Raw genomic sequence first — 20,932 nt, forward strand, 5'->3', positions numbered from 1 at the left:
GGCCTCACGCCCGTCGCCCGATGCCCGGCCCGTCCTGGGGTCGGGCGTCGGGGTGGACGCGGGGCAGTCCGGTGACCGACAGCACCAGCGAGTACAGCGAGGTGGTGGCGGTGATGAACAGGCGGTTGTTCTTCGGTCCGCCGAAGGCGATGTTGGAGACCGGCTCGGGGACGCGCAGGCGGCCGATGAGGTCCCCGTCCGCCGCGTGGCACAGGACGCCCGATGCCATCGCGGCCGCCCACAGCCGGCCCTGGTCGTCGAAGCGGATGTTGTCCACGCCGGGGCAGTCGGCGAAGACCCGGTCGCCGCTCAGGGTGCCGTCCTCGCCGACCTTGAAGGCCCGGATGTGGCCCGCGCGGGTGTCGGCCGCGTACAGCTCGCTCTCGTCGGGGGAGAAGACCAGGCCGTTCGGGCCGAGGAAGCCGTCCGCGACGAGACGGACCTCGCCGGTGGTCGGGTCGGCCCGGTAGAGGTTGCAGGCCCCGATCTCGCTCGGCGCGCGGTAGCCCTCGTAGTCGCTGGTGATGCCGAAGTCCGGGTCCGAGAACCACACCGAGCCGTCGGAGCGCACCACGGCGTCGTTCGGGCTGTTGAGCCGCTTGCCGTTCCAGCGGTCGGCGATGACGGTGAGGGTGCCGTCGGGTTCGGTGCGGGTGACGCGCCGGTTGCCCTGCTCACAGGTGATCAGGCGGCCTTCACGGTCGAGGGTGTTGCCGTTGGGGTGTCCGGCCCGCTCGCGGAAGACGGAGACCGCGCCGGTCGCCTCGTCCCAGCGCAGCATCCGGTCGTTGGGTATGTCGCTCCACACCAGCTGGCGCCAGGCCGGCAGGTACAGGGGGCCCTCGGCCCAGCGGCAGTCGTCGTGGAGCCGCTCCAGGCGGGCGTCGCCGTTGGCGCAGCGCCCCGTACGGAAGCGTTCGTCCAGAATCTCGTACAAGTTGAGGTCGGCAATGCCAGACACAATCTGCCCCCGGAGGTGATTCGCCGAATCTTGTTCGGCGTGATGCTGAGATTGCAGGATCCGGTACCGTCTCCGCAAGAGTCGAGGGGTATCCGGGAGGAAGATCGCGTGGACGACATCGATCGGGCGCTGGTCCTGCGCCTGCAGCAGGACGCGGGCCAGTCGTACGCCGCCCTGGGCACCGCCGTCGGGCTTTCCGCCGGCGCGACCCACGAGCGCGTCCGCAAGCTGAGGGAGCGCGGGGTCATCCGGCGGACGACCATCGACGTGGACCCGGCCGCCGTCGGCAGCGGGGTGCTGGCCTACGTCATGGTCGACTCCGACGCCTGGATGGGCGACTCGGGCGCCGCCTTCGCCGCGATCCCCGAGATCCAGGAGGCGCACGTCATCGCCGGCAGCGCCTCGGTGCTGGTCAAGGTGCGCGCGGCCTCCACCGGGCAGCTCCAGGACGTCCTGCGCCGCCTCTACGCGATCGACGGGGTCAGCGGGACGCAGGCCACGGTGGTCCTGGACACCTTCTTCGAACGGCCGCTGCCGCTGTGACCTGGCAGTGCGCCGGAATGCGGTGGACGGGTGGGCGCCCCGCCATCGCCTGGTACGGGCCCGGGGGCGCGGAGCGCGACAGCCCGCTCGTGCCCGGGCGGGTGCTGGCCTTCGTCGCGCGCGGCGAGCGGCGTTGCCCGGGCGTGTGGCGGGCCGGCCGGCGTACGCCGTGCCCGCGCGAGGCGGTCGTGCCCGGGCGGGCCGGGAACGCCCAGTGCCCCGTATGCGCCCGCCTGGACCGGTCCTTCTCGGTGGCCGCCGACACGAACGTCGCCGATCCGCGCACCTACCGCGTCTACCTGGCGTGGTTCGGGCCGGGCATGGTCAAGGTCGGGATCACCGCCGAGGAGCGGGGCTCCACCCGGCTCCTGGAGCAGGGCGCGGTGACCTGGGCCTGGCTGGGGCGGGGCCCCCTGATGGCCGCGCGCCGTACCGAGGAGCTGCTGCGGGCCGCCCTCGGGGTCCCGGACCGGATCGCCTACTCCCGCAAGCGTGCCGCGCGCGCCGCACTGCCGCCCGAGCCCGAGCGGGCCCTGGAGGTGGCGCGGCTGCACGCCCGCGCGGCGGCGCTGGAGGGGTGGCCGGAGTCCCTGGAGCGGCTGGAGTGCGAGGTCGTCGACCACGCCGGGCCGTTCCACCTGGCCGCGCTGCCGCCCCCCGCGCGGTCGCCGTCGCAGCTGCTGTCCGGCGCCGCCGTCGTGGGGCGCCTCGTGGCCGCCGCCGGTCCGGACCTGCACTTCGCGGACGGGCTCGTCCTCGACACCCGGCTGCTGACGGGGTGGGATCTGGCGCCGGCCCCCGAGGGCGCGGTCACCGATGCGCCGCTGGTGGACATCGCCCCGCCGGCGCCCCCGGTCGAACAGGACGGCCTCTTCTGATCGTGGCCCGCGCCCCTCGTGGGGGCGAAGGTCAAAACTTGGATCCCTTTGGCCTCCCGGGCCGGATTGCTGTGGACATGCCCGGGGGTCGCCACGGAGGGTGGAGGGCATGAAGATCGATCCTGTTCCCGCCTTCGAACCCCCTTACGTCATGGCTGTGTTCAGCAATGTGCGCACCCCCGACGAGACGGGTTTTCCCGATACCGAGGCCCGGATGGTCGAGATCGTCTCGGAGAACCCGGGACTGCTCGGCTACGAGTCCGCCCGCACCCCCGGAGGTCTCGGCATCACCGTCGCCTACTTCCGCGACCACGAGTCGCTGGCCGCCTGGCGCAAGGACGCGGAGCACCAGGCGGCCATGAAGCACGGTCGCGCCCACTGGTACGAGAGCTACACGCTGCACGTCGGGACCGTGGAGCGGAGCCACGGGCATGTCCGCAACGCCTGATACGGCTGATACGGCCGGGCAGGACCGGGCCGGGGCGGCGGCGACGGCCGAGGCGGTCCGCGCCTTCCGGGAGCGGCTCGCCGTACCGGCCCTGGTCGACGTACACACGCACTTCATGCCCGAACGGGTCCTGGACAAGGTCTGGGGCTACTTCGACTCGGTCGGTCCCCTGACGGGCGTCGCGTGGCCGATCACGTACCGGCACGAGGAGGAGCGGCGGGTCGCCCTGTTGCGGGAGTTCGGCGTCCGGGCCTTCACCGCGATGCTCTACCCGCACAAGCCGGCGATGGCGGCCTGGCTCAACTCCTGGGCCGCGGAGTTCGCCGCCCGCACCCCCGACTGCCTGCACACCGCCACGTTCTTCCCGGAGGAGGGCGTCGAGACGTACGTACGGCAGGCCGTGGAACGCGGGGCCAGGGTCTTCAAGGCGCACCTCCAGGTCGGCGGGTACGACCCGAACGACGAACGCCTGGAGCCGGTGTGGGGGCTGTTGGCCGAGGCGGGGATCCCCGTCGTCGTCCACTGCGGTTCGGGACCGGTCCCCGGCAGGCACACCGGGCCCGGGCCCATCGCCCGGCTGCTGGCCCGTCACCCCCGCCTGCCCTTGATCGTGGCGCACATGGGGATGCCCGAGTACGCCGAATTCCTCGACCTCGCCGCGCGCCACCGCGAGGTGCGGCTCGACACGACCATGGCCTTCACCGACTTCTCCGAGCGGCTCGCCGCCTTCCCCGCCGACCGGCTCGGCCGGCTCGCCGACCTCGGGGACAGGATCCTGCTGGGCACGGACTTCCCGAACATCCCCTACCCCTACGAGCACCAGTTGGCGGCCCTGGAACGGCTGGGCCTGGGCGACGCCTGGCTGCGCGCGGTCTGCCACGACAACGGCGCCCGCCTCTTCTCGCTCGGCTGAGGGGCCCGCCGCCCGGCGGCCCGCCTTTCTCAGGAGATTCACAGGAACCGGCAAGAACGCTCTCAGGGGCGCCGGCCAGCCTGGGGCCATGACAGCGACGACCACCTCCCACGCGTCCCCGTCCACCGGCACCCCGACGGCCCTCGTACGCCCCGACGGGGGACCCTGCCGGGTCCTCGTCGTCGACGACGAGGCCTCGCTCTCCGAGCTGCTGTCCATGGCCCTGCGCTACGAGGGCTGCGAGGTCCGCAGCGCCGGTGACGGCGCGGGCGCCGTCCGGGCGGCCCGGGAGTTCCGGCCGGACGTGGTGGTCCTCGACATCATGCTCCCCGACATGGACGGGCTGACCGTGCTCGGTCGGCTGCGCCGGGAGATCCCGCAGGTCCCGGTGCTGTTCCTGACCGCGAAGGACTCGGTCGAGGACCGCATCGCGGGCCTGACGGCCGGCGGGGACGACTACGTCACCAAGCCCTTCAGCCTGGAGGAGGTCGTGGCACGGCTGCGCGGGCTGGTCCGGCGTTCGGGCGCCGCGCAGGCCGCGCGCGGCGGCTCGGTGCTCGCCGTCGGCGACCTGCTCCTGGACGAGGACAGCCACGAGGTGGTTCGGGGCGGTCGTGAGGTCCGGCTGACCGCCACCGAGTTCGAGCTGCTGCGCTACCTGATGCGCAACCCGCGTCGGGTGCTGAGCAAGGCGCAGATCCTGGACCGGGTGTGGTCCTACGACTTCGGCGGCCAGGCCAACGTGGTCGAGCTCTACATCTCCTACCTGCGTCGGAAGCTGGAAGCGGGCACCGGACTGCCCCCGATGATCCACACCCGGCGCGGCGCCGGATACCTGATCAAGCCGGCCGAGTAGTGGCGCCCGGCTCCACCGGAACCGGGTCCGGGTCCGCGTCGCCCGGCTTCTCCGGAACCGGGTCCGCGTCGACCGGCTCCATCGCGACCGCCTCCGCGTCGACCGGCTCCATCGTGACCGGTCCGGCGGGCGGGGGCCCGCGTCCGCGCCGCTTCGGGGGCGGCCGACGGGCGGGTCGCGGCCCGCGCCGGCGGCCCTGGTCCCTGCGGACCCGGCTCGTCGTCTCGGCGGTGGTCCTGATCGCCGTCGTGGGGGCGGCCATCGGCACCGTTACCACCCTCGCCCTGCGCTCGTACCTCGTCGACCGGCTCGACGAGCAGCTGCGGGTCTCCCTGGAGATGGCCACCCGGGGCCCCGGGGGCGGGAAGGCGGCGCGGGAGAACAGCGTCGGCTTCGTCCTGGCCCCCGGAAACCCCTCCGGCACCGCCGGCGTCCGTCTCGACCCCTTCGGCAAGGTGCTCGCCACCGCGCGCAGCACCCCCGCCGGCCAGGAGTCCGTCGACCACGTGCAGCCCCTCACCGAGGCCCAGACGCGGGCCTTCACCGAGGCCGCCCGCGCGGCGGCCCGGGCCGGCTCGGGCACGGTCGACCTCGACGTACCCGAACTGGGCGCCTACCGGGTCCGTACCGCCCCCGACGGACGTCTCGTCCTCGGCCTCCCGCTGCGCGAGGTCGACTCCACCGTACGGATCCTGGTGGCCGCCGAGGTCTCCGTCACCGCGGCCGGACTCATCGCCGCCTCCCTCGCCGGCCAGGCCCTGGTCGGAGCCGCCCTGCGCCCCCTGCGCAGGGTCGCCGCCACCGCCACCCGGGTCTCCGAACTCCCCCTGCACAGCGGTGAACCCGCCCTGCACGAGCGGGTGCCCGACGCCGAGGCCGACCCCCGCACCGAGGTCGGCCAGGTCGGCGCCGCCCTCAACCGGATGCTGGGCCACGTCTCCTCCGCGCTCACCGCCCGCCAACACAGCGAGATGCGGGTCCGCCAGTTCGTCGCCGACGCGAGCCACGAACTGCGCACCCCCCTGGCCTCCATCCGCGGCTACGCCGAACTGACCCGCCGGGGTCGGGAGGAGACCGGACCCGATACCCGCCACGCACTGTCCCGCATCGAGTCCGAGGCCACCCGGATGACCGGGCTGGTCGAGGACCTGCTGCTGTTGGCCCGTCTCGACGCCGGCCGCCCGCTCGACACCGGGGACGAGGGCGACGACGGGATCGACCTCGCCCCGCTCGTCGTGGACGCCGTCAGCGACGCCCGCGCCGCCGGCCCGGACCACCACTGGAGGCTCGACCTCCCCGACGAGCCCGCGCCCGTACGGGCCGACGCGGCCCGGATCCAACAGGTGCTGGTGAACCTCCTGGCCAACGCCCGGACCCACACCCCGCCCGGCACCACCGTCACGGCCCGTGTTTCACGTGAAACATCCGCCGTCCGGCTCCGGATCGAGGACGACGGCCCCGGGATCCCGCCCGCCCTGCTGCCCCACGTCTTCGAACGCTTCGCCCGCGGAGACGCCTCCCGCTCCCGCGCCGCCGGATCCACCGGCCTCGGCCTCGCCATCGTCCAGGCCGTGGTGGCCGCGCACGGCGGCGAGGTCGGCGTGCGCAGCGAGCCGGGACGGACCGCCTTCGACGTCGAACTCCCCCTCGCGGCCGGCGCCGCGCACTCACAGACGGGTCACAGCCTGAGCACACACCGGTGACAGCGCGCCCCGCGAGGGTCGGAGCATGCCAACCGACACCTCTCCCGGGGCCCTGCCCGCACGGACGCCGCTCGCGCCGCTGCCGGGGCTGCCCGTACTCGACGTGGTGATCCCGGTCTTCAACGAGGAGAAGGACCTCGGCCCGTGCGTGCGCCGACTGCACGCGCACCTCACCCGGTCCTTCCCGTACCCCTTCCGCATCACCATCGCCGACAACGCGAGCACCGACCGCACCCCGCGGGTCGCTGCCGCCCTCGCGGCCGAGATCGAGGGGGTGCGCAGCACGCGGCTGGAGGAGAAGGGCCGCGGTCGGGCGCTGCGCACCGTGTGGTCCGCCTCCGAGGCACCCGTCCTCGCGTACATGGACGTGGACCTGTCGACCGACCTCAACGCGCTGCTGCCGCTCGTCGCGCCGCTGATCTCCGGCCACTCCGACCTCGCCATCGGCACCCGCCTCGCCCGTTCCTCGCGCGTGGTGCGCGGGGCGAAACGGGAGTTCATCTCCCGCGCCTACAACCTGCTGCTGCGCTCCTCGCTCGCCGCCCGGTTCAGCGACGCCCAGTGCGGGTTCAAGGCCATCCGGCGCGAGGTCGCCGAACGGCTGCTGCCGCTCGTGGAGGACTCCGGCTGGTTCTTCGACACCGAGCTGCTGGTGCTGGCCGAACGGGCCGGACTGCGCATCCACGAGGTCCCCGTGGACTGGGTCGACGACCCCGACTCCACCGTCCACCTCGTCCGGACCGCCACCGAGGACCTCAAGGGCGTCTGGCGGGTCGGCCGGGCGCTGGCCGTCGGCGCGCTCCCGCTCGACCGGCTCGCCCGCCCCTTCGGCGACGACCCGCGCGACCGGACGGCCCTGCCCGGGGTACCGCGCGGGCTGGCCCGCCAACTCCTCGGCTTCTGCGTGGTCGGCGTGCTCAGCACCCTGCTCTACCTGGTGCTCTACTCCGCGCTGCGCGCCCTGGCCGGGCCGCAGGGCGCCAACGCGGCGGCGCTGCTGCTGTGCGCCGTCGCCAACACCGCCGCCAACCGGCGGCTGACCTTCGGCGTACGCGGCCGGGCCCGGGCGGTCCGTCACCAGGCCCAGGGACTCGTGGTGTTCGGCATCGGCCTCGCCCTGACCAGCGGCTCGCTCGCCGCCCTCGCGGCGGCCGGCTCCCGACCGGGGCACGGCACGGAGCTGGCCGTCCTGATCACCGCGAACCTCGCCGCCACCGTGATCCGCTTCCTGCTCTTCCGGGCCTGGATCTTCCCCGAACCCCGGCCCGTACCACGCCCCGTACCCCGGCCCGAGCCCCGCCCCGAGCCGCGTCCGACCCCTCGACCCGACACCGCCGTCCACACCCCGACCACCACGAAGGAGGGCCCGTGACCACGGCCGCGCCGCCGCTCTTCCCGCCCACCGAGCCCGCACCCCCCTCCGGGGCGACGGCCGGTTCCGCCACCACCCGGTACGCCGCCGCCCGCCCCCGGTGGGAACGGCCCGCCCTCGCCGCCCTGCTGCTCGCCACGGCCCTCCTGCTGCTGTGGAACCTCGCGGCCTCCGGCTACGCCAACTCCTTCTACTCCGCGGCCGTCCAGGCCGGTTCCGAGAGCTGGAAGGCCTTCTTCTTCGGCTCCTCCGACGCGGGGAACTCCATCACCGTCGACAAGCCCCCGGCCGCGCTGTGGCCGATGGCCCTGTCCGTACGGCTCTTCGGGCTCGGCTCCTGGCAGATCCTCGCCCCGCAGGCCCTGATGGGCGTCGCCACGACCGCCGTGCTGTACGCCTCCGTGCGCCGCTGGTTCGGACCGGCGGCCGGCCTGATCGCCGGCGCGGCCTTCGCACTGACGCCCGTCGCCGCGCTGATGTTCCGTTTCAACAACCCCGACGCGCTGCTCACGCTGCTGTTGACCATCACCGTCCACTGCGTCCTGCGCGCCCTGGACGGGGCGCGCACCCGGTGGCTGGTGTGGGCGGGGGTCGCGGTCGGGTTCGCCTTCCTGACCAAGACCCTCCAGGCGTTCGTCATCCTGCCGCCCCTCGTCCTCCTCTACGCGTTCTGCGCGCCGACCCGCCCGCTGCGACGCCTGCGGCAGTTGTCGCTCGCCGGGCTCGCGATGGTGGCGGCCGGCGGCTGGTGGACGGCGATCGTGGAGCTGTGGCCCGCCGCGTCCCGCCCGTACATCGGCGGCTCGCAGAACAACTCGTTCCTGGAACTGACCCTCGGCTACAACGGCCTCGGCCGCATCAACGGCAACGAGACGGGCAGCGTCGGCGGCGGAGGCCGCTCCGGGGGTCCGGGCGGCGGGGGCTGGGGCGAGACCGGCGTGGACCGGCTGTTCTCGGCCAACATCGGCGGTCAGATCTCCTGGCTGCTGCCCGCGGCCCTGGTGCTGCTCGTGGCCGGCCTGGTCATCACCTGGCGGGCCCGCCGGACCACCGACTCCCTGGAGGGCATGGCCCGCGCCGCCTTCCTGGCCTGGGGCGGCGGCCTGCTGATCACGGCCGTGGTGTTCAGCTGGATGCAGGGCATCTTCCACGAGTACTACACGGTCGCGTTGGCACCCTTCGTGGCCGCGCTGGTGGGCATGGGGGCGGCCGTCCTGTGGGAGGAGCGGGGGGCGTGGCCCGCCGCGCTGACCCTGTCCGGGACCCTCGCGCTGACCGCTTGCTGGGCCTTCGTCCTGCTCGGCCGCGCGACCGGGTACCTGCCGTGGCTGCGTTGGACGGTCCTGGTGGCGGGCGTGGGCGCGGCGCTCGCGCTGCCCTTCGCCGCGCGGCTGGGCCGTCGGGCGGTGCCCGTGGTGGTGGCGGTCGGGCTGGGCGCGGCGCTGGCCGGGCCGTTGGCGTACTGCCTGACGACGGTGAGCACGGGGCACACGGGTTCCATCGTGACCGCGGGTCCGGCGGTGGCCGGTGCCCGGGGCGGACCGGGCGGAGCGGGAGGCCCCGGGGGCGCGCCGGCGCGGTTCGGCGCGGGCGGCGAAGCCCTCCCGCAGGGCGGCATGCGGGGCGGCTTCCCGGGCGGAGCGGCCGGAGGCTTCCCGGGCGGTGCCCAGGGCGGGGCCTCGGGTGGCGGTCCGGGCGGGGCCCCGGGCGGGGGTCCCGGCGGTCCGGGTACCGCCGCGGACGGCACGGGAGCACCCGACGGCGGTGCCACGGACCGCGCCGGCCAAGCCCGTCCCGGCGGTCAGGCCGGCCGGGCCCGCCCCGGGGGTCAGGGGGGCGGTCCCGGTGGGCTGCTGGGCGGGACCAGGGTCGGTGACGAGGCGAAGGCCGCGCTGCGCGACGGCGCCTCCCGCCACACCTGGGCCGCCGCGACCGTCGGCTCCCAGAACGCGGCGAGCTACCAGCTGGCCTCCGGGGAGCCGGTGATGGCGATCGGCGGGTTCAACGGCAGTGACCCCTCCCCGACCCTGGAGCGGTTCCAGGCGTACGTGAAGGAGGGCCGGATCCACTGGTTCATCGGTTCCGGCACGCTCCAGGGCGAGCCGGGCGGCGAGGGTGCCGGCGCCGCGGCACCGGGCGGCGCCCGCGCCGGTGGTCCCGGTGGGGCCGCGGGCAACGCCATCGACGGTTGGGTCCGGGCGAACTTCCGGGCGACCACCGTCGGCGGGGCCACCTTCTACGACCTCACGTCCCCGGTGTCCGGTACGTCCTGACGCGGGCGGGGGGTCGCGTCCGCCGGCGCCCCGCCCGCCGACCTACCGCGAACCCGCCGCCGACCCGCCGTCAACCCGCCGTCAACCCGCCTGGATCCGGCCCCGGTCAGGTCAGGATCCAGGCATCACCCCCTAGCATCAAGAGGGCGGACCGGGCATTCCGGGCTGATCCCCTTGTGGTGAGGAGGGTGCCTCCATGGTGACCGAGGCCGATCCGGGCGAGGCCAGGGCCAGTGTGTGGCTGGCCGCCGGACCCGTCACCCCGGCCCGGCGGCGCGGTGAGGCGCCTTCGGCCCTGGACCGGGACCGGATCACGGCCGCCACCGTCCGGTTGCTCGACGCGCAGGGGCTGGCCCGCTTCTCGATGCGCAGGCTGGCGGCCGAGCTGGGGGTCACGGCGATGTCCCTGTACTGGTACGTCGACACCAAGCACGATCTGCTCGAACTCGCCCTGGACAGCGCGCTGGGCCGGCAGTCGCCGCCGGCCGGTCCGTCTCCGGGGGAGCCCTGGCCCGTCGGGCTGCGGGCGTTGGCCCATGACTACCGGCGCCTGCTGGTGGAGCACCCGTGGGTGGCCCCGCTGAGCACGGCTTACCCGAACATCGGGCCGCACGCGCGGGCCTTCGACGCCGCCCTGCACCGGCTGTTGGACGCCGCCGACCTGGTGGACCCCGGCCGGACGGGCGCCCACCTGGCCGTGTCGCGGTTCCTCAAGGGGTGTGGGGCGGACGTACGGCGCGCCCCCGAGGCTGAGTTCGACCTCGCCGTCGACGTCCTGATCGCGGGCATCGAGGCGCAGGCCGCCCGTCAAGCCGGCGGCTGACGGACCGGGCCGACGGTCGCGGGCCGGCGGGTGGACCGGCGCCCGTCCCCTCAGGCCTCCGTGACGGTGATCTCCGCGCTGTACGCGTCGGGCGCGCCGGCCGAGGTGACCAGGACGCGGTAGGTGCCGGCGGGAACCTCGGGCACGGTGATCGCGGTGCATGCCTCCCCCGGCTCCAGGCCCTCGGCCAGGACGGCCACGGTGCGGGCCAGACCGACCTCGATGGTGACGAGACGGACGTCGAGGGGGTGTCCGAGGACTCCCGCGAGCTGCCAGACGACCTGTTGCGGGCTGCCGTGCGGCCAGCGCGCCCCGTGCCGCGGGGCGCGGACCAACAGGTGGGCGGCGTCCGGGAGCACCGCCGCGTCCGGGTGTTCGGGGCGGCGCAGCCGCCGGGCGAGGGTCGTGAGGGTGGTGCGGATGGACATGCTGTTCCTCGCCGGGGCCGTTGCGCGCCCGGGTCGGTCGTACGCCGGGCACGGCTTCCAGCATGGGCGCCCGGGCCGCGCGGGGCGCCGGGCCCGAGGTCACCGGTGTCGGGACCATGGGCCCGCGCCCGCCGGGACCCGCCCTCCCCCGAACGGCCGGTGCCCCGTCGCCCCCGGGCGGGGGTGACGGGGCACCGGTGGGTCGGGGCGCGGAGCCTACGGCCGGTCGACGCTCGCGGACCCGGCGGACCCGGCGGACCCGATCGGGGCCGGAGCGGCCTGCGCGGAAGCGGTGGCCCGTGCCTCGCCGGTCGGGGCCGGGACGGGGATCCGGGTGGTGCCCTCGGCGGCCGGGGTCGTGGCGGACGGCTTCGACTTCAGCGCGACCTCCTTGATGAAGAGGCACAGCACCAGCGACAGCAGCGCGAAGGGGGCGGCGTAGAGGAAGACGTCGCCGACGCCGTGCCCGTACGCGGACTCGATGACGGTGCGGATCGGCGCGGGCAGCTTGTCGAGGTCGGGGATCCCGCCCCCGCCGGTGCCGCCGTGGCCCATCGCGGCGGCCTTCGGGCCGAGCGCGGTGAGGCCGTCCTGGACGTAGTGGGTGACCCGGGTGGCCATGACGGCACCGAGCGCGGAGACGCCCATGGCACCGCCCAGGGACCGGAAGAAGGTGACGACGGAGCTGGCCGCGCCGAGGTCCTCCGGGGCGACCTGGTTCTGGGTGGCGAGGACCAGGTTCTGCATCATCATGCCGAGGCCGAGGCCGGTCAGCGCCATGAAACAGGCGATCTGCCAGTACGCGGTGTCGTAGCGCAGGGTGCCCAGGAGGCCGAGTCCGGCGGTCAGCAGGACGCCGCCGGAGACCAGCCACGCCTTCCACTTGCCGGTCTTGGTGATGATCTGGCCGGAGACCGTCGAGGAGACGAAGAGGCCGCCGATCATGGGGATGGTCAGGACGCCCGACATGGTAGGGGACTCGTTCCGGGCCAGCTGGAAGTACTGGCTGAAGAAGACCGTGCCGGAGAACATCGCGATGCCGACGAAGAGCGAGGCCGCGGAGGCCAGGCTGATGGTCTTGTTGCGGAACAGGCGCAGGGGGATGATCGGGTCGCTCGCGCGGGACTCGACGAGCAGGAAGAGCAGGCCGAGCACGAGCGCGCCGCCGGTCATCGCCAGGGTGGTCCAGGACATCCAGGCGTAGGAGTCGCCGGCCTGGGTGACCCAGATCAGCAGCAGGGACACCGCGGCGCTGATGAGGAAGGCGCCGAGCCAGTCGACCTTGACGTCGCGGCGGACGACCGGCAGGTGCAGGGTCCGCTGGAGGACGATCAGCGCGATGATCGCGAAGGGGACGCCGACGTAGAAGCACCAGCGCCAGCCGAGCCAGTCGGTGTCGGTGATCACGCCGCCGAGCAGCGGGCCGCCGACGGTGGCGACGGCGAAGACCGCGCCGAGGTAGCCGCTGTAGCGGCCGCGCTCGCGCGGGGAGATCATCGCGGCCATCACGATCTGGGCGAGGGCGGAGAGGCCGCCGACGCCGATGCCCTGGACCACGCGGCAGGCGATCAGCATGCCGGTGTTCTGGGAGAGGCCGGCCACGACGGAGCCGAGGACGTAGATCACCAGGGATATCTGGACGAGCAGCTTCTTGCTGAAGAGGTCGGACAGCTTGCCCCACAGGGGGGTGGCGGCCGTCATCGACAGCAGGGCGGCGGTGACGACCCAGGTGTACGAGGACTGGGTGCCGCCGAGGTCGCTGATGATCTGCGGCAGGGCGTTGGAGACGATCGTGGAGGACAGGATCGCCACGAACATGCCGAGCATGAGCCCGGACAGCGCCTTCATGATCTGGGGGTGGGTCATGGGTGCGCCGTCGGACGAGGCCTTCGACCGGCCGCCTTCCCGCACACCGGAGGGTGTGGTCGTAGCCATGTGGTTCCTTTGGTCTAGAAGCTCGATCGGAGTCGGGCCAGCAGGGTGTTGAGCGTGTCGATGTCCTCGGCCGACCAGTCGGCGAGCGCCTTCTCCAGCGCGACCGTGTAGCGGGCGCCGAGTTCGGCGAGCAGGTCACGGCCCGCCGGGGTCAGGCGCAGGATCCGGCAGCGTCCGTCGCCGGGGTCGGTCTCCCGGTCGATCCAGCCGCGTTCCGCCACGTGGGCGACGTGTCTGCTGGAGACCGAGATGTCGACGGCCATCAGCTCGGACAGCCTGCTGAGCCGCATCGGGCCGTGCCGGTCGAGCACGGTCAGTACGGCGGCGGCTCCGGGCGGGCAGTCGGCGGGCAGGGTCCGGGCGAGGTCCCTCTTGACCGCGCCGATCCCGGTGAGCCGGCGGGCCAGCTCCTCGTAGCGGGTGCCCCGTGCCGTCGGCGTCGGCGTCGGCGTCTGCGTCGGCGTCTGCGTGGTCACGGGACCACCCCCCCATCTCGTTGCTTAGGGCAACGATAGAAGCGGATGGTTGCTACAGGCAAATGAATTCGGGGGGTGGGGCGGTAAAGGAATCGGAAAACCCCGCGGCGGGCCCCGGAGGACTCGCCGCAGGGTGGTGGCGGTGCCGCGGCAGAGTCGCGGAGGGGTCCGTCAGCTCCAGCCGGCCGTGACGGCGCGGGTCTCGACGCGCATGCCCAGGGGGACCCGCCAGGCCTCCACGCACACCGTGTAGGTCTGCGTCTTCGAGGCGCCGCCGGCGAGGGGGGCGGGCAGGGGCTGCGTGGTGGTGACGGTGGCCCAGTCGATGCCGAGCGCGCCGATGATGTGCGTGGCGAAGGACACGGTGCCCGAACGGACCGCGGTGCCGCCGGTGTTGGTGAAGGTCACGGTGACGCGCTCGCACCGGCGCTCGGACGCCGCCGCGCGGATCGGGGCGCCGACGGTCACCCGCGCCGGGCTCGCGGGTGGCGGCGGCGTGGTGCTGGGAGGCCTCGTTCCCGGTCCGGTGCCGGGCGGGGAGGTGGGCGGTGTGCCGGGCGGGTTCCCGGAGCCGCCGGAGGAGCCCGATCCGCCGGAGCCCCCCGATCCGCCGGAAGCCCCCGAGCCGCCGGAGCCCCCCGTGCCGCCCGCGCCCCCGGTGCCGGTCTGCGGGGGTGGTCCCGCCGGGTCCCGGGGGGTGCCGGGCGGCGGTACGGAGCCACCGGGGTCGGCGGCGGTCGCTCCGCCCCCGGCGGAGCGACCGGGCGCCGGGAACCCCGCGGAGCCGGGCGACGTAGGGGCGGTGGCGGACTCGGGGGCGGCGGGAGGCGTCGGAGCGGGCAGCGACTGGAACTCCAGGCCGCCCCGGGGTGCGACGTTCTCCCCCGCGCCCCGCTCGGGCCCGGGGGCCACCGCTCCCACGGCGGCGTAGCCGTCCCGTCCCGGGCCGCCGCAGCCGGTCAGGGCGGCGGCGGCCGCGCAGCACGCGGCGACGGTGAGGGTGAGCGCCGTACGGGGTCCCCTTCGCATCGCGCCAGTTTTCCTGACGCGACGTCAAATGAGAACCCCGAAAGCGGCGTTCGCCGGCCGTCGGCCGAGGACTACTCGCCGATCAGCCCGGCGCGGAGCTGGGCCAGGGTGCGCGTCAGCAGCCGGGAGACGTGCATCTGGGAGATGCCGACCTCCTCGCCGATCTGCGACTGGGTCATGTTGGCGAAGAACCGCAGCATGATGATCTGCCGTTCCCGGGGCGGGAGTTTGGCCAGGAGCGGCTTCAGGGACTCCCGGTACTCGACCCCTTCGAGCGCGGTGTCCTCGTAGCCGAGCCGGTCCGCGAGCGAACCCTCGCCGCCCTCGTCCTCGGGGGAGGGCGAGTCCAGGGAGGAGGCGGTGTACGCGTTGCCGACGGCGAGACCGTCGACGACCTCCTCCTCGGAGACCCCGAGCACGGCCGCGAGCTCCGGCACGGTGGGCGAGCGGTCCAGCTTCTGGGCGAGCTCGTCACTGGCCTTGGTCAGCGCGAGGCGCAGCTCCTGGAGCCGGCGCGGGACGCGGACGGACCAGGAGGTGTCCCGAAAGAATCGTTTGATCTCGCCCACGACGGTCGGCATCGCGAACGTCGGGAACTCCACGCCGCGTTCGCAGTCGAAGCGGTCGATCGCCTTGATCAGGCCGATGGTGCCGACCTGGACGATGTCCTCCATCGGCTCGTTGCGGCTGCGGAAGCGGGCCGCCGCGTAGCGCACGAGGGGCAGGTTCAGCTCGATCAGGGTGTCGCGTACGTAGGCCCGTTCGGGGCTGTCCGCGTCCAGGGTCGCCAGGCGCTGGAAGAGGGAGCGGGAGAGGGTGCGGGTGTCGATGGCTTCCGAGCGGTCGGACACGGCGGGCTCTTCACGCTTGACGAGCGTGAGCACCTTGGAGCTGCCCTGGTCTACGGACATGCCACCCCCTTGAGGTCGCGGACGGTCGCGTATGGGCGCGCCCGTCGGAGGAACGCAGCCTCCACCTGAATACCGGAGGCGGGGCTGCGGCAAACGCGGTTCCAGCAGAATGTCACATGTCGGCAACACGCTGTAGCGTCATGTCGACAAGTATCTCCAGTGACAGAGCACCGGCCGAGCGGAATGAGCCGGTTCTGTAGGGAAACGCTGAAATCCCTCCACCCGATCCGGTTAGGCCTCGATCCTGTTTGCGGATCTCAGACGGGCGAAGCTCCTCGCGAGCAGCCGGGAGACGTGCATCTGCGAGACGCCGAGTTCGGCGCTGATCTGCGACTGCGTCAGGTTGTTGTAGTACCGCAGGAGCAGGATGCGTTGCTCGCGCTCGGGGAGCTGGACCAGCAGGTGGCGTACGAGGTCCCGGTGTTCGACCCCGGCCAGTTCGGGGTCCTCGTAGCCGAGCCGGTCGAGCAGGCCGGGCATGCCGTCGCCCTCCTGGGCGGCTTCGAGCGAGGTCGCGTGGTAGCTGCGGCCGGCCTCGATGCAGGAGAGCACCTCGTCCTCGCTGATGCGCAGCCGCTCGGCGATCTCGGGGGTGGTGGGGGTGCGGCCGTGGAGGGTGGTGAGGTCCTCGGTGGCGGCGTTGACCTGCACCCACAGCTCGTGGAGCCGGCGCGGGACGTGGACGGTGCGGACGTTGTCGCGGAAGTAGCGCTTGATCTCGCCCACGACGGTCGGCATGGCGAAGGTCGGGAACTGCACACCGCGTTCCGGGTCGAAGCGGTCGATCGCGTTGATCAGGCCGATGGTGCCGACCTGGACGACGTCCTCCATCGGCTCGTTGCGGCTGCGGAAGCGAGCCGCCGCGTACCGCACGAGCGGGAGGTTCGCCTCGATGAGGGCCCCGCGCACCCGGTGGTGCTCGCTGGTGCCCGGTTCCAGGCCCTTCAGCTCCCCGAAGAGCACCTGGGTCAGGGCCCGGGTGTCGGCGCCCCGGCTCGACGTCCTGGGGGCGGGGGGCGCCTCCTCCCGGACTTCCTCGCGCGGGTGCTCCCGGGCGTCCTCCCGGACGTCCGCCGAGGCGGCGGCGGGAGCCTCCGTCCGGGTCGCCGCCGGAAGGTCCTCCGGCGGCTCCTCCGCATCGGCGCGCGCCTCTTCGCGCGCCTGCGCGCGCTCCTGCTCTCGCGTGCCCGTACGCGCCCCCCGGGGCGCCTCCGTACGGGCCTCCGCGCGCCCCTCCGTACGGGCCTGCTCCCGGTGGTGGCGGAGCTCTTGCTGGGGAGGCACCTGAGGCGCAGTACTGGCCGGCACGGTCACGCCACCCCTTCGTTCAACTCATCCGTCAAAAGCGGTCATAGCATCACAAGAGATGTGGACTGTGTGCAAGCACCGTATATCGCCGTGTTGAGGGCAAGTTGGGCATATGGGGCATTCGGTGTGGCGATCGGGAACGCGAAAAGCCCCCCACCCGTCGGAGTGGGGGGCCGGAAAGCCTGGAATCCGCTTCAGCGTACGGGTTCAGTTCACCAGTTCGGTGATGAACTCGCCGATGCCGGAGGCGGCATCCGATATGCCTTGGAAGCCTATTCCGACCATCTCGGCCGCCCGCTTGGGCTGGGTGATGATCACGAAGAGGACGAACACGGTGAGGACGCCCGTGATGAGCTTCTTGGTGTCCATGAACGGTGTCGGCCTCCCCAACCGGTCCTGCGAAGTCGGGTGAGTCTAACTGTTCGAGTTTGGACACTCACCCGCCCTTTATGGACCAATGACCCGTTGATCCGGGCCCTTTGCCGGTGGGTGTCCGGTCGTGAGAGGCGCAGGATTGAACACGAGCCCACCGGTTCTGGCAGGAAATCGGTGGGTGAGGGACAGGACCTCACTGCGGGGTCCGAGCCGCAAGCTTCCCCCCTGACTGCGGCCCGGACTGGCAGGTTCCGTCCTCCACGGGGGAAGTGGCTTGTCCCCCCGATGCCACTTCCCCCGTCCCACGATGAAGGTCCCGACTCCGGTCGGGGCCTTCTTCGCGTGCGCTCCTACTCGATGGCCCCGGCGAGCTCGACGATCGGCTGGACGGGCGCGATCACGGGGGCGAGCTGGTCCGGGAGGGTCATCAGCTGGTTGAGCTGGTTGGCCCCCTGGCTGAGCTTCCCGCCGATCTCCTGGACCGAACGGGGCTGGGCGCCCGGCGGCATGTCCGCCGCCGGCGACGGCAGGTCCGGGAGGGTCAGCGGGGCGAGGGGCGCCGCGGAGGCGGCGGGTGCGGCGAGGCCCGCGGCGGCCCCCGCGAGGGCGAAGGCGGCGAGCATGCGCTGGGTCTTGGTCATGCCGTGACAACGGCCGAACGGGCGGGCGGTCACGCGGGCGAACGCGAGAGCCCCGGTTCGTACGAACCGGGGCTCTCGATCAAGAGCGGTAGTGGAGGGATTTGAACCCCCGATGGGTTGCCCCATACTCGCTTTCGAGGCGAGCTCCTTCGGCCACTCGGACACACTACCGAGAGAGATCCTAGCCTACGGTGGGGAGTGCTTTGCAAATCCGCCGTGCGCGGCCCGCCCCGGGGCCCCCTCGGCGGCTCCTCACCGGCTCCTCACCGGTCCCGGAAGAAGTCCGTCAGCAGGCGTGCGCACTCGTCCTCCAGCACCCCGCGGACGACCTCCGGGCGGTGGTTGAGCCGGCGGTCCCGCACGAGGTCCCACAGGGACCCCGTCGCGCCCGCCTTCTCGTCCCCCGCGCCGAAGACCACCCGGGCCACCCGGGACTGCACGAGCGCGCCCGCGCACATCACGCACGGCTCCAGGGTCACCACCAGCGTGCACCCCGTCAGACGCCATTCCCCGAGCCGGGCGGCCGCCCGGCGCAGCGCCAGCACCTCGGCGTGCGCCGTGGGGTCGCCGGTGGCCTCCCGCTCGTTGTGCCCGACGGCGAGGAGGTCGCCGTGCGGGCCGAGCACGACGGCACCGACCGGCACGTCGCCGGCCGGTACCGCCAGGGCGGCCTGCTCCAGCGCCAGGCGCATGGAGTCCAGCCAGGGATCCCGTACGGGATCGGGGTCGTACGTGATGTCGTGCGCGGCGGTCACTAGCGGACGGCCTCCAGTACGTCGGTGGCGCCGAGCGCGTCGGCGATCTCCGTGAGGGCGTCTCCGTCGAGGGACATGAGTTCCTTGTGGCCGACGCCGAGGTCGTCGAGCAGCCTCGGGTCGCCGAGCGGGCCGGCCGTCACCGGTTCGGTGCCGGGTCGGGACGTGTCGTCCTCGTCGTCCTCCTCGTCCGTGAAAGCGGTGAGGGGTGTCTCCTCGCCGTCCTCGGTGCCGTCCAGGTCCAGTTCGTCGAGATCGTCGTCCTCCTCGTCGCTGCCCAGCAGCTCTTTGGTCAGCATCGAGCCGTAGGAGCTGCGGTCGGCGGCGGAGGCGTTCGATACGAAGTACCGGGGGTCCTCCTCGCCGTCCACGCGGATGACGCCGAACCAGGCGTCCTCCTGCTCGATGAGGGCGACCACCGTGTCGTCGTCGACAGCGGCGGATCGGGCGAGATCGATCAGATCACTGAGGGACTCGACGTCGTCGAGTTCCAGGTCGCTCGCTTCCCACCCGTCTTCGGTGCGCGCGAGCAGTGCGGCGAAATACACCGTGACTCTCCCACTGGTCATAGGCGTGCCGGTTGGAGGTCCCCCCGGCCGGAGGTTGGGGTGCGACGGTCGTGGTGCTCACCGGCGCGTGCCCCGCCCAATCGGCATCGTGGCAGAAACAGCGGCTTTGCGAGAGGTCTTCCGCGCGGCGGCCGTGTCGCGGCGCCGGTCACCAGCGGAAGGTGCGCATCCGCATTTGCTGGCGCATGCGGGCCGCTCGGGCGCGCCGGGGCTGTACCCGGTCACGCAGCTCCCGGGCCTCGTTCAGATCGCGCAGGAACTGGGCGCGTCGCGCCCTGCGCTGCGCCGCCGTCTCCGGCGGCGCGTCCGGTTCGCTCCCGTCCGTCGTCGTCGTACCGCTCTGCTGAACCTCGGGCATCGGCCACCACCCCGGGCTGGTCCGGTCGTCCTCCTCCGCCGGCGCGAAGCAGACCCCCCTCGCCTCCACCTTCCCCCGGCCGGCCCGATTGATGCCACCCCCACGCGGATCGACCCAGGTCAGAAGGGCCCGTGTGGCCGGTGGGGACCGCAGGGGCGACCGGACGGGCCGGATCGGCGGGGCTCAGGCGTCCTCGGCCCCGTCGGGCAGCGTCGGTACGACGGCCACCGGGCCGTGCGCGTGCTGGAGCAGGGCGGTGGCCACCGAGCCCATCAGCAGCCCGCGGCGGCGCGGATGGTGGCGGCCGACCACGACCAGCGCCGCGGCCCGGGACGCCGTCACCAGGCGCCCCGCCGCGTCCCCCGGCACGGCCGCCTGCTCCACGGGCACGTCCGGGTACCGGGCCCGCAGCGGGGCGAGCCGCTCGGTCTGGGACCGCAGCATCTCCCGTTCGGCCGGTACCGCGTCGCCCCCGTCGGCGAGGGCCTCGGGCGGGATCACGGCGAAGGGGCTGTCGATCACCATCGTCGGACCGGGCGGGATCGCGTACGCCGAGACCACCTGGACGGTGGTCCCCCGCGCGGCGGCCTCCGCGAACGCGAAGGCCAGTACGTCCTCGGGGGTCTCGGCGGCGTGCAGCCCGAGGACCACCCGCCCGGCGGAGGGATCCGCGGCGGCGGCCCGCGCGTCGCGCTCGGCGTGCGGGACCACCACCACGGGGCAGGAGGCGGTGGTGGCGACGGCCCGGCTGCTGGATCCGAGGAGCAGGCTCGCGAACCCGCCGCGTCCCCGGGAGCCCATCACCAGCATCAGCGGCGCGCTCTCGGCGCCGACGGCCCGCAGCGCCTCCGGTACGGAGCCCTCCAGGGCCTCGTAGTGCACCTCGCGGGGCAGCTCGGGGGCGGCTTCGAGGACGCCGCGCACGTGGTCGCCGACCGGGTCGGGGTACTCCTCGGGCTCGTTCGGGTCGTGCAGGGCCGAGCGGCGGCCCGCGTAGAGCTGGGAGACGTCGGGCAGCACGTGGGCCACCATGAGGGCGGCGTCGTGGCGCAGGGCGGCCAGCCGGGCCCACTCCAGGGCCCGCAGGCTGTGCTCGGATCCGTCCACGGCCGCGATCACCAGTCCGACGCTCATCCGTCAAGGGTGGTCGCGACGGGCCCGGACCGCATCTCGGACGCCGCCGGACCGCGCCGGACCGCGCCGGACCGCGTCCCGGACCGGCGCCGACGGACCGCGCGACGGCCTCGGGAGGACTTCGGGAGGACTTCGAGGCGGCTTCGAGACGGCTTCGAGGCGGCCGGGACGCGGCGGGGCCGTGGTGGGGACGCGTCGGGGTCGTACCACCGCGTAGCCTTTTGGTGCGGGTCGCGACGTGCG

At 73.6% G+C, this 20,932-nt stretch carries 22 protein-coding genes and 1 tRNA gene; 9 read left to right on the plus strand and 14 right to left on the minus strand.

From position 1 onward, the window contains the following. Positions 1 to 4: 4 nt before the first annotated feature. Entirely contained in the window at positions 5 to 937 is a 933-nt protein-coding gene (locus tag ACZ6ZI_RS10510) for an SMP-30/gluconolactonase/LRE family protein (RefSeq protein ID WP_469518510.1), read from the minus strand. 132 nt (positions 938 to 1,069) lie between these two features. Here ACZ6ZI_RS10510 and ACZ6ZI_RS10515 point away from each other — a divergent pair, with 132 nt between their 5' ends. The 9 genes from ACZ6ZI_RS10515 to ACZ6ZI_RS10555 all read left to right on the plus strand — a co-directional run bounded on the left by ACZ6ZI_RS10515 (position 1,070) and on the right by ACZ6ZI_RS10555 (position 10,770). Next, positions 1,070 to 1,504 (plus strand): Lrp/AsnC family transcriptional regulator, encoded by a 435-nt coding sequence (locus ACZ6ZI_RS10515; protein WP_363059548.1) that lies wholly within the window; start codon positions 1,070 to 1,072, stop codon positions 1,502 to 1,504. Between the two features lie 17 nt (positions 1,505 to 1,521). Beyond that, positions 1,522 to 2,382 (plus strand): DUF2797 domain-containing protein, encoded by an 861-nt coding sequence (locus tag ACZ6ZI_RS10520; protein WP_469518675.1) that lies wholly within the window; start codon positions 1,522 to 1,524, stop codon positions 2,380 to 2,382. Positions 2,383 to 2,491: 109 nt separating this feature from the next. Continuing rightward, positions 2,492 to 2,830 carry an antibiotic biosynthesis monooxygenase family protein gene (locus ACZ6ZI_RS10525; protein WP_469518512.1) on the plus strand — a complete coding sequence of 113 codons (339 nt, stop codon included), beginning with the start codon at positions 2,492 to 2,494 and terminating at the stop codon, positions 2,828 to 2,830. Next, complete coding sequence (locus ACZ6ZI_RS10530) at positions 2,814 to 3,743, plus strand: amidohydrolase family protein (protein ID WP_469518514.1); 930 nt, start codon at positions 2,814 to 2,816, stop codon at positions 3,741 to 3,743. The genes ACZ6ZI_RS10525 and ACZ6ZI_RS10530 overlap by 17 nt, the downstream gene beginning before the upstream one ends. Before the next feature lie 88 nt (positions 3,744 to 3,831). Beyond that, complete coding sequence (locus tag ACZ6ZI_RS10535) at positions 3,832 to 4,599, plus strand: response regulator transcription factor (protein ID WP_363059542.1); 768 nt, start codon at positions 3,832 to 3,834, stop codon at positions 4,597 to 4,599. A gap of 203 nt (positions 4,600 to 4,802) precedes the next feature. Next, entirely contained in the window at positions 4,803 to 6,302 is a 1,500-nt protein-coding gene (locus ACZ6ZI_RS10540) for a sensor histidine kinase (protein ID WP_469518677.1), read from the plus strand. A 25-nt stretch (positions 6,303 to 6,327) separates the two neighbouring features. Beyond that, a complete protein-coding gene (locus ACZ6ZI_RS10545; RefSeq protein WP_469518517.1) occupies positions 6,328 to 7,674 on the plus strand; it encodes a bifunctional glycosyltransferase family 2/GtrA family protein in 1,347 nt (448 codons plus the stop codon). Beyond that, on the plus strand, positions 7,671 to 9,947 hold the full coding sequence (locus tag ACZ6ZI_RS10550) for an ArnT family glycosyltransferase (protein WP_469518518.1): 2,277 nt from the start codon (positions 7,671 to 7,673) through the stop codon (positions 9,945 to 9,947). Before ACZ6ZI_RS10545 ends, ACZ6ZI_RS10550 begins: the two co-directional genes overlap by 4 nt. A gap of 196 nt (positions 9,948 to 10,143) precedes the next feature. Then, positions 10,144 to 10,770 carry a TetR/AcrR family transcriptional regulator gene (locus ACZ6ZI_RS10555; protein WP_469518521.1) on the plus strand — a complete coding sequence of 209 codons (627 nt, stop codon included), beginning with the start codon at positions 10,144 to 10,146 and terminating at the stop codon, positions 10,768 to 10,770. Positions 10,771 to 10,820: 50 nt separating this feature from the next. Here the strand turns inward: ACZ6ZI_RS10555 and ACZ6ZI_RS10560 are convergent, their stop codons facing one another. The 13 genes from ACZ6ZI_RS10560 to ACZ6ZI_RS10620 all read right to left on the minus strand — a co-directional run bounded on the left by ACZ6ZI_RS10560 (position 10,821) and on the right by ACZ6ZI_RS10620 (position 20,689). Further along, positions 10,821 to 11,198, minus strand: a complete 378-nt coding sequence (locus ACZ6ZI_RS10560) for a hypothetical protein (protein ID WP_469518523.1) — start codon at positions 11,196 to 11,198, stop codon at positions 10,821 to 10,823. Positions 11,199 to 11,414: 216 nt separating this feature from the next. Further along, complete coding sequence (locus tag ACZ6ZI_RS10565; protein ID WP_469518679.1) at positions 11,415 to 13,064, minus strand: MDR family MFS transporter; 1,650 nt, start codon at positions 13,062 to 13,064, stop codon at positions 11,415 to 11,417. A gap of 83 nt (positions 13,065 to 13,147) precedes the next feature. Continuing rightward, positions 13,148 to 13,609, minus strand: coding sequence for a MarR family winged helix-turn-helix transcriptional regulator (locus tag ACZ6ZI_RS10570; protein WP_469518525.1), 462 nt, complete (start codon positions 13,607 to 13,609; stop codon positions 13,148 to 13,150). Between the two features lie 171 nt (positions 13,610 to 13,780). Beyond that, positions 13,781 to 14,638 (minus strand): hypothetical protein, encoded by an 858-nt coding sequence (locus ACZ6ZI_RS10575; RefSeq protein ID WP_469518527.1) that lies wholly within the window; start codon positions 14,636 to 14,638, stop codon positions 13,781 to 13,783. A gap of 71 nt (positions 14,639 to 14,709) precedes the next feature. Next, entirely contained in the window at positions 14,710 to 15,549 is an 840-nt protein-coding gene (locus ACZ6ZI_RS10580) for an RNA polymerase sigma factor SigF (RefSeq protein ID WP_363059528.1), read from the minus strand. Positions 15,550 to 15,780: 231 nt separating this feature from the next. Continuing rightward, entirely contained in the window at positions 15,781 to 16,833 is a 1,053-nt protein-coding gene (locus ACZ6ZI_RS10585) for an RNA polymerase sigma factor SigF (RefSeq protein ID WP_469518530.1), read from the minus strand. Between the two features lie 231 nt (positions 16,834 to 17,064). Further along, on the minus strand, positions 17,065 to 17,226 hold the full coding sequence (locus ACZ6ZI_RS10590; RefSeq protein WP_164720920.1) for a hypothetical protein: 162 nt from the start codon (positions 17,224 to 17,226) through the stop codon (positions 17,065 to 17,067). Between the two features lie 356 nt (positions 17,227 to 17,582). Continuing rightward, positions 17,583 to 17,873, minus strand: coding sequence for a hypothetical protein (locus ACZ6ZI_RS10595; RefSeq protein WP_363059524.1), 291 nt, complete (start codon positions 17,871 to 17,873; stop codon positions 17,583 to 17,585). An 86-nt stretch (positions 17,874 to 17,959) separates the two neighbouring features. Continuing rightward, positions 17,960 to 18,044, minus strand: a tRNA-Ser gene (locus ACZ6ZI_RS10600). A 92-nt stretch (positions 18,045 to 18,136) separates the two neighbouring features. After that, complete coding sequence (gene tadA, locus ACZ6ZI_RS10605) at positions 18,137 to 18,565, minus strand: tRNA adenosine(34) deaminase TadA (RefSeq protein WP_469518682.1); 429 nt, start codon at positions 18,563 to 18,565, stop codon at positions 18,137 to 18,139. A 62-nt stretch (positions 18,566 to 18,627) separates the two neighbouring features. Continuing rightward, a complete protein-coding gene (locus tag ACZ6ZI_RS10610) occupies positions 18,628 to 19,176 on the minus strand; it encodes a tRNA adenosine deaminase-associated protein (RefSeq protein ID WP_363059523.1) in 549 nt (182 codons plus the stop codon). Between the two features lie 169 nt (positions 19,177 to 19,345). Further along, positions 19,346 to 19,555, minus strand: a complete 210-nt coding sequence (locus ACZ6ZI_RS10615) for a hypothetical protein (protein WP_363059521.1) — start codon at positions 19,553 to 19,555, stop codon at positions 19,346 to 19,348. 183 nt (positions 19,556 to 19,738) lie between these two features. Next, positions 19,739 to 20,689: a universal stress protein gene (locus tag ACZ6ZI_RS10620; protein ID WP_469518533.1), complete on the minus strand. Its 951-nt coding sequence runs from the start codon at positions 20,687 to 20,689 to the stop codon at positions 19,739 to 19,741. Positions 20,690 to 20,932 lie beyond the last annotated feature (243 nt).

The organism is Streptomyces sp. NPDC103540 (assembly GCF_055584445.1).

Coding starts and splice junctions, on each gene's coding strand:
- ACZ6ZI_RS10520 (WP_469518675.1), top strand. CDS start 1,522: ATGCGGTGGACGGGTGGGCGCCCCGCCATCGCCTGGTACGGGCCCGGG.
- ACZ6ZI_RS10525 (WP_469518512.1), top strand. CDS start 2,492: ATGAAGATCGATCCTGTTCCCGCCTTCGAACCCCCTTACGTCATGGCT.
- ACZ6ZI_RS10530 (WP_469518514.1), top strand. CDS start 2,814: ATGTCCGCAACGCCTGATACGGCTGATACGGCCGGGCAGGACCGGGCC.
- ACZ6ZI_RS10535 (WP_363059542.1), top strand. CDS start 3,832: ATGACAGCGACGACCACCTCCCACGCGTCCCCGTCCACCGGCACCCCG.
- ACZ6ZI_RS10545 (WP_469518517.1), top strand. CDS start 6,328: ATGCCAACCGACACCTCTCCCGGGGCCCTGCCCGCACGGACGCCGCTC.
- ACZ6ZI_RS10555 (WP_469518521.1), top strand. CDS start 10,144: ATGGTGACCGAGGCCGATCCGGGCGAGGCCAGGGCCAGTGTGTGGCTG.
- ACZ6ZI_RS10560 (WP_469518523.1), bottom strand. CDS start 11,198: ATGTCCATCCGCACCACCCTCACGACCCTCGCCCGGCGGCTGCGCCGC.
- ACZ6ZI_RS10565 (WP_469518679.1), bottom strand. CDS start 13,064: ATGACCCACCCCCAGATCATGAAGGCGCTGTCCGGGCTCATGCTCGGC.
- ACZ6ZI_RS10575 (WP_469518527.1), bottom strand. CDS start 14,638: ATGCGAAGGGGACCCCGTACGGCGCTCACCCTCACCGTCGCCGCGTGC.
- ACZ6ZI_RS10580 (WP_363059528.1), bottom strand. CDS start 15,549: ATGTCCGTAGACCAGGGCAGCTCCAAGGTGCTCACGCTCGTCAAGCGT.
- ACZ6ZI_RS10590 (WP_164720920.1), bottom strand. CDS start 17,226: ATGGACACCAAGAAGCTCATCACGGGCGTCCTCACCGTGTTCGTCCTC.
- ACZ6ZI_RS10595 (WP_363059524.1), bottom strand. CDS start 17,873: ATGACCAAGACCCAGCGCATGCTCGCCGCCTTCGCCCTCGCGGGGGCC.
- tadA (WP_469518682.1), bottom strand. CDS start 18,565: ATGCGCCTGGCGCTGGAGCAGGCCGCCCTGGCGGTACCGGCCGGCGAC.
- ACZ6ZI_RS10615 (WP_363059521.1), bottom strand. CDS start 19,555: ATGCCCGAGGTTCAGCAGAGCGGTACGACGACGACGGACGGGAGCGAA.
- ACZ6ZI_RS10620 (WP_469518533.1), bottom strand. CDS start 20,689: ATGAGCGTCGGACTGGTGATCGCGGCCGTGGACGGATCCGAGCACAGC.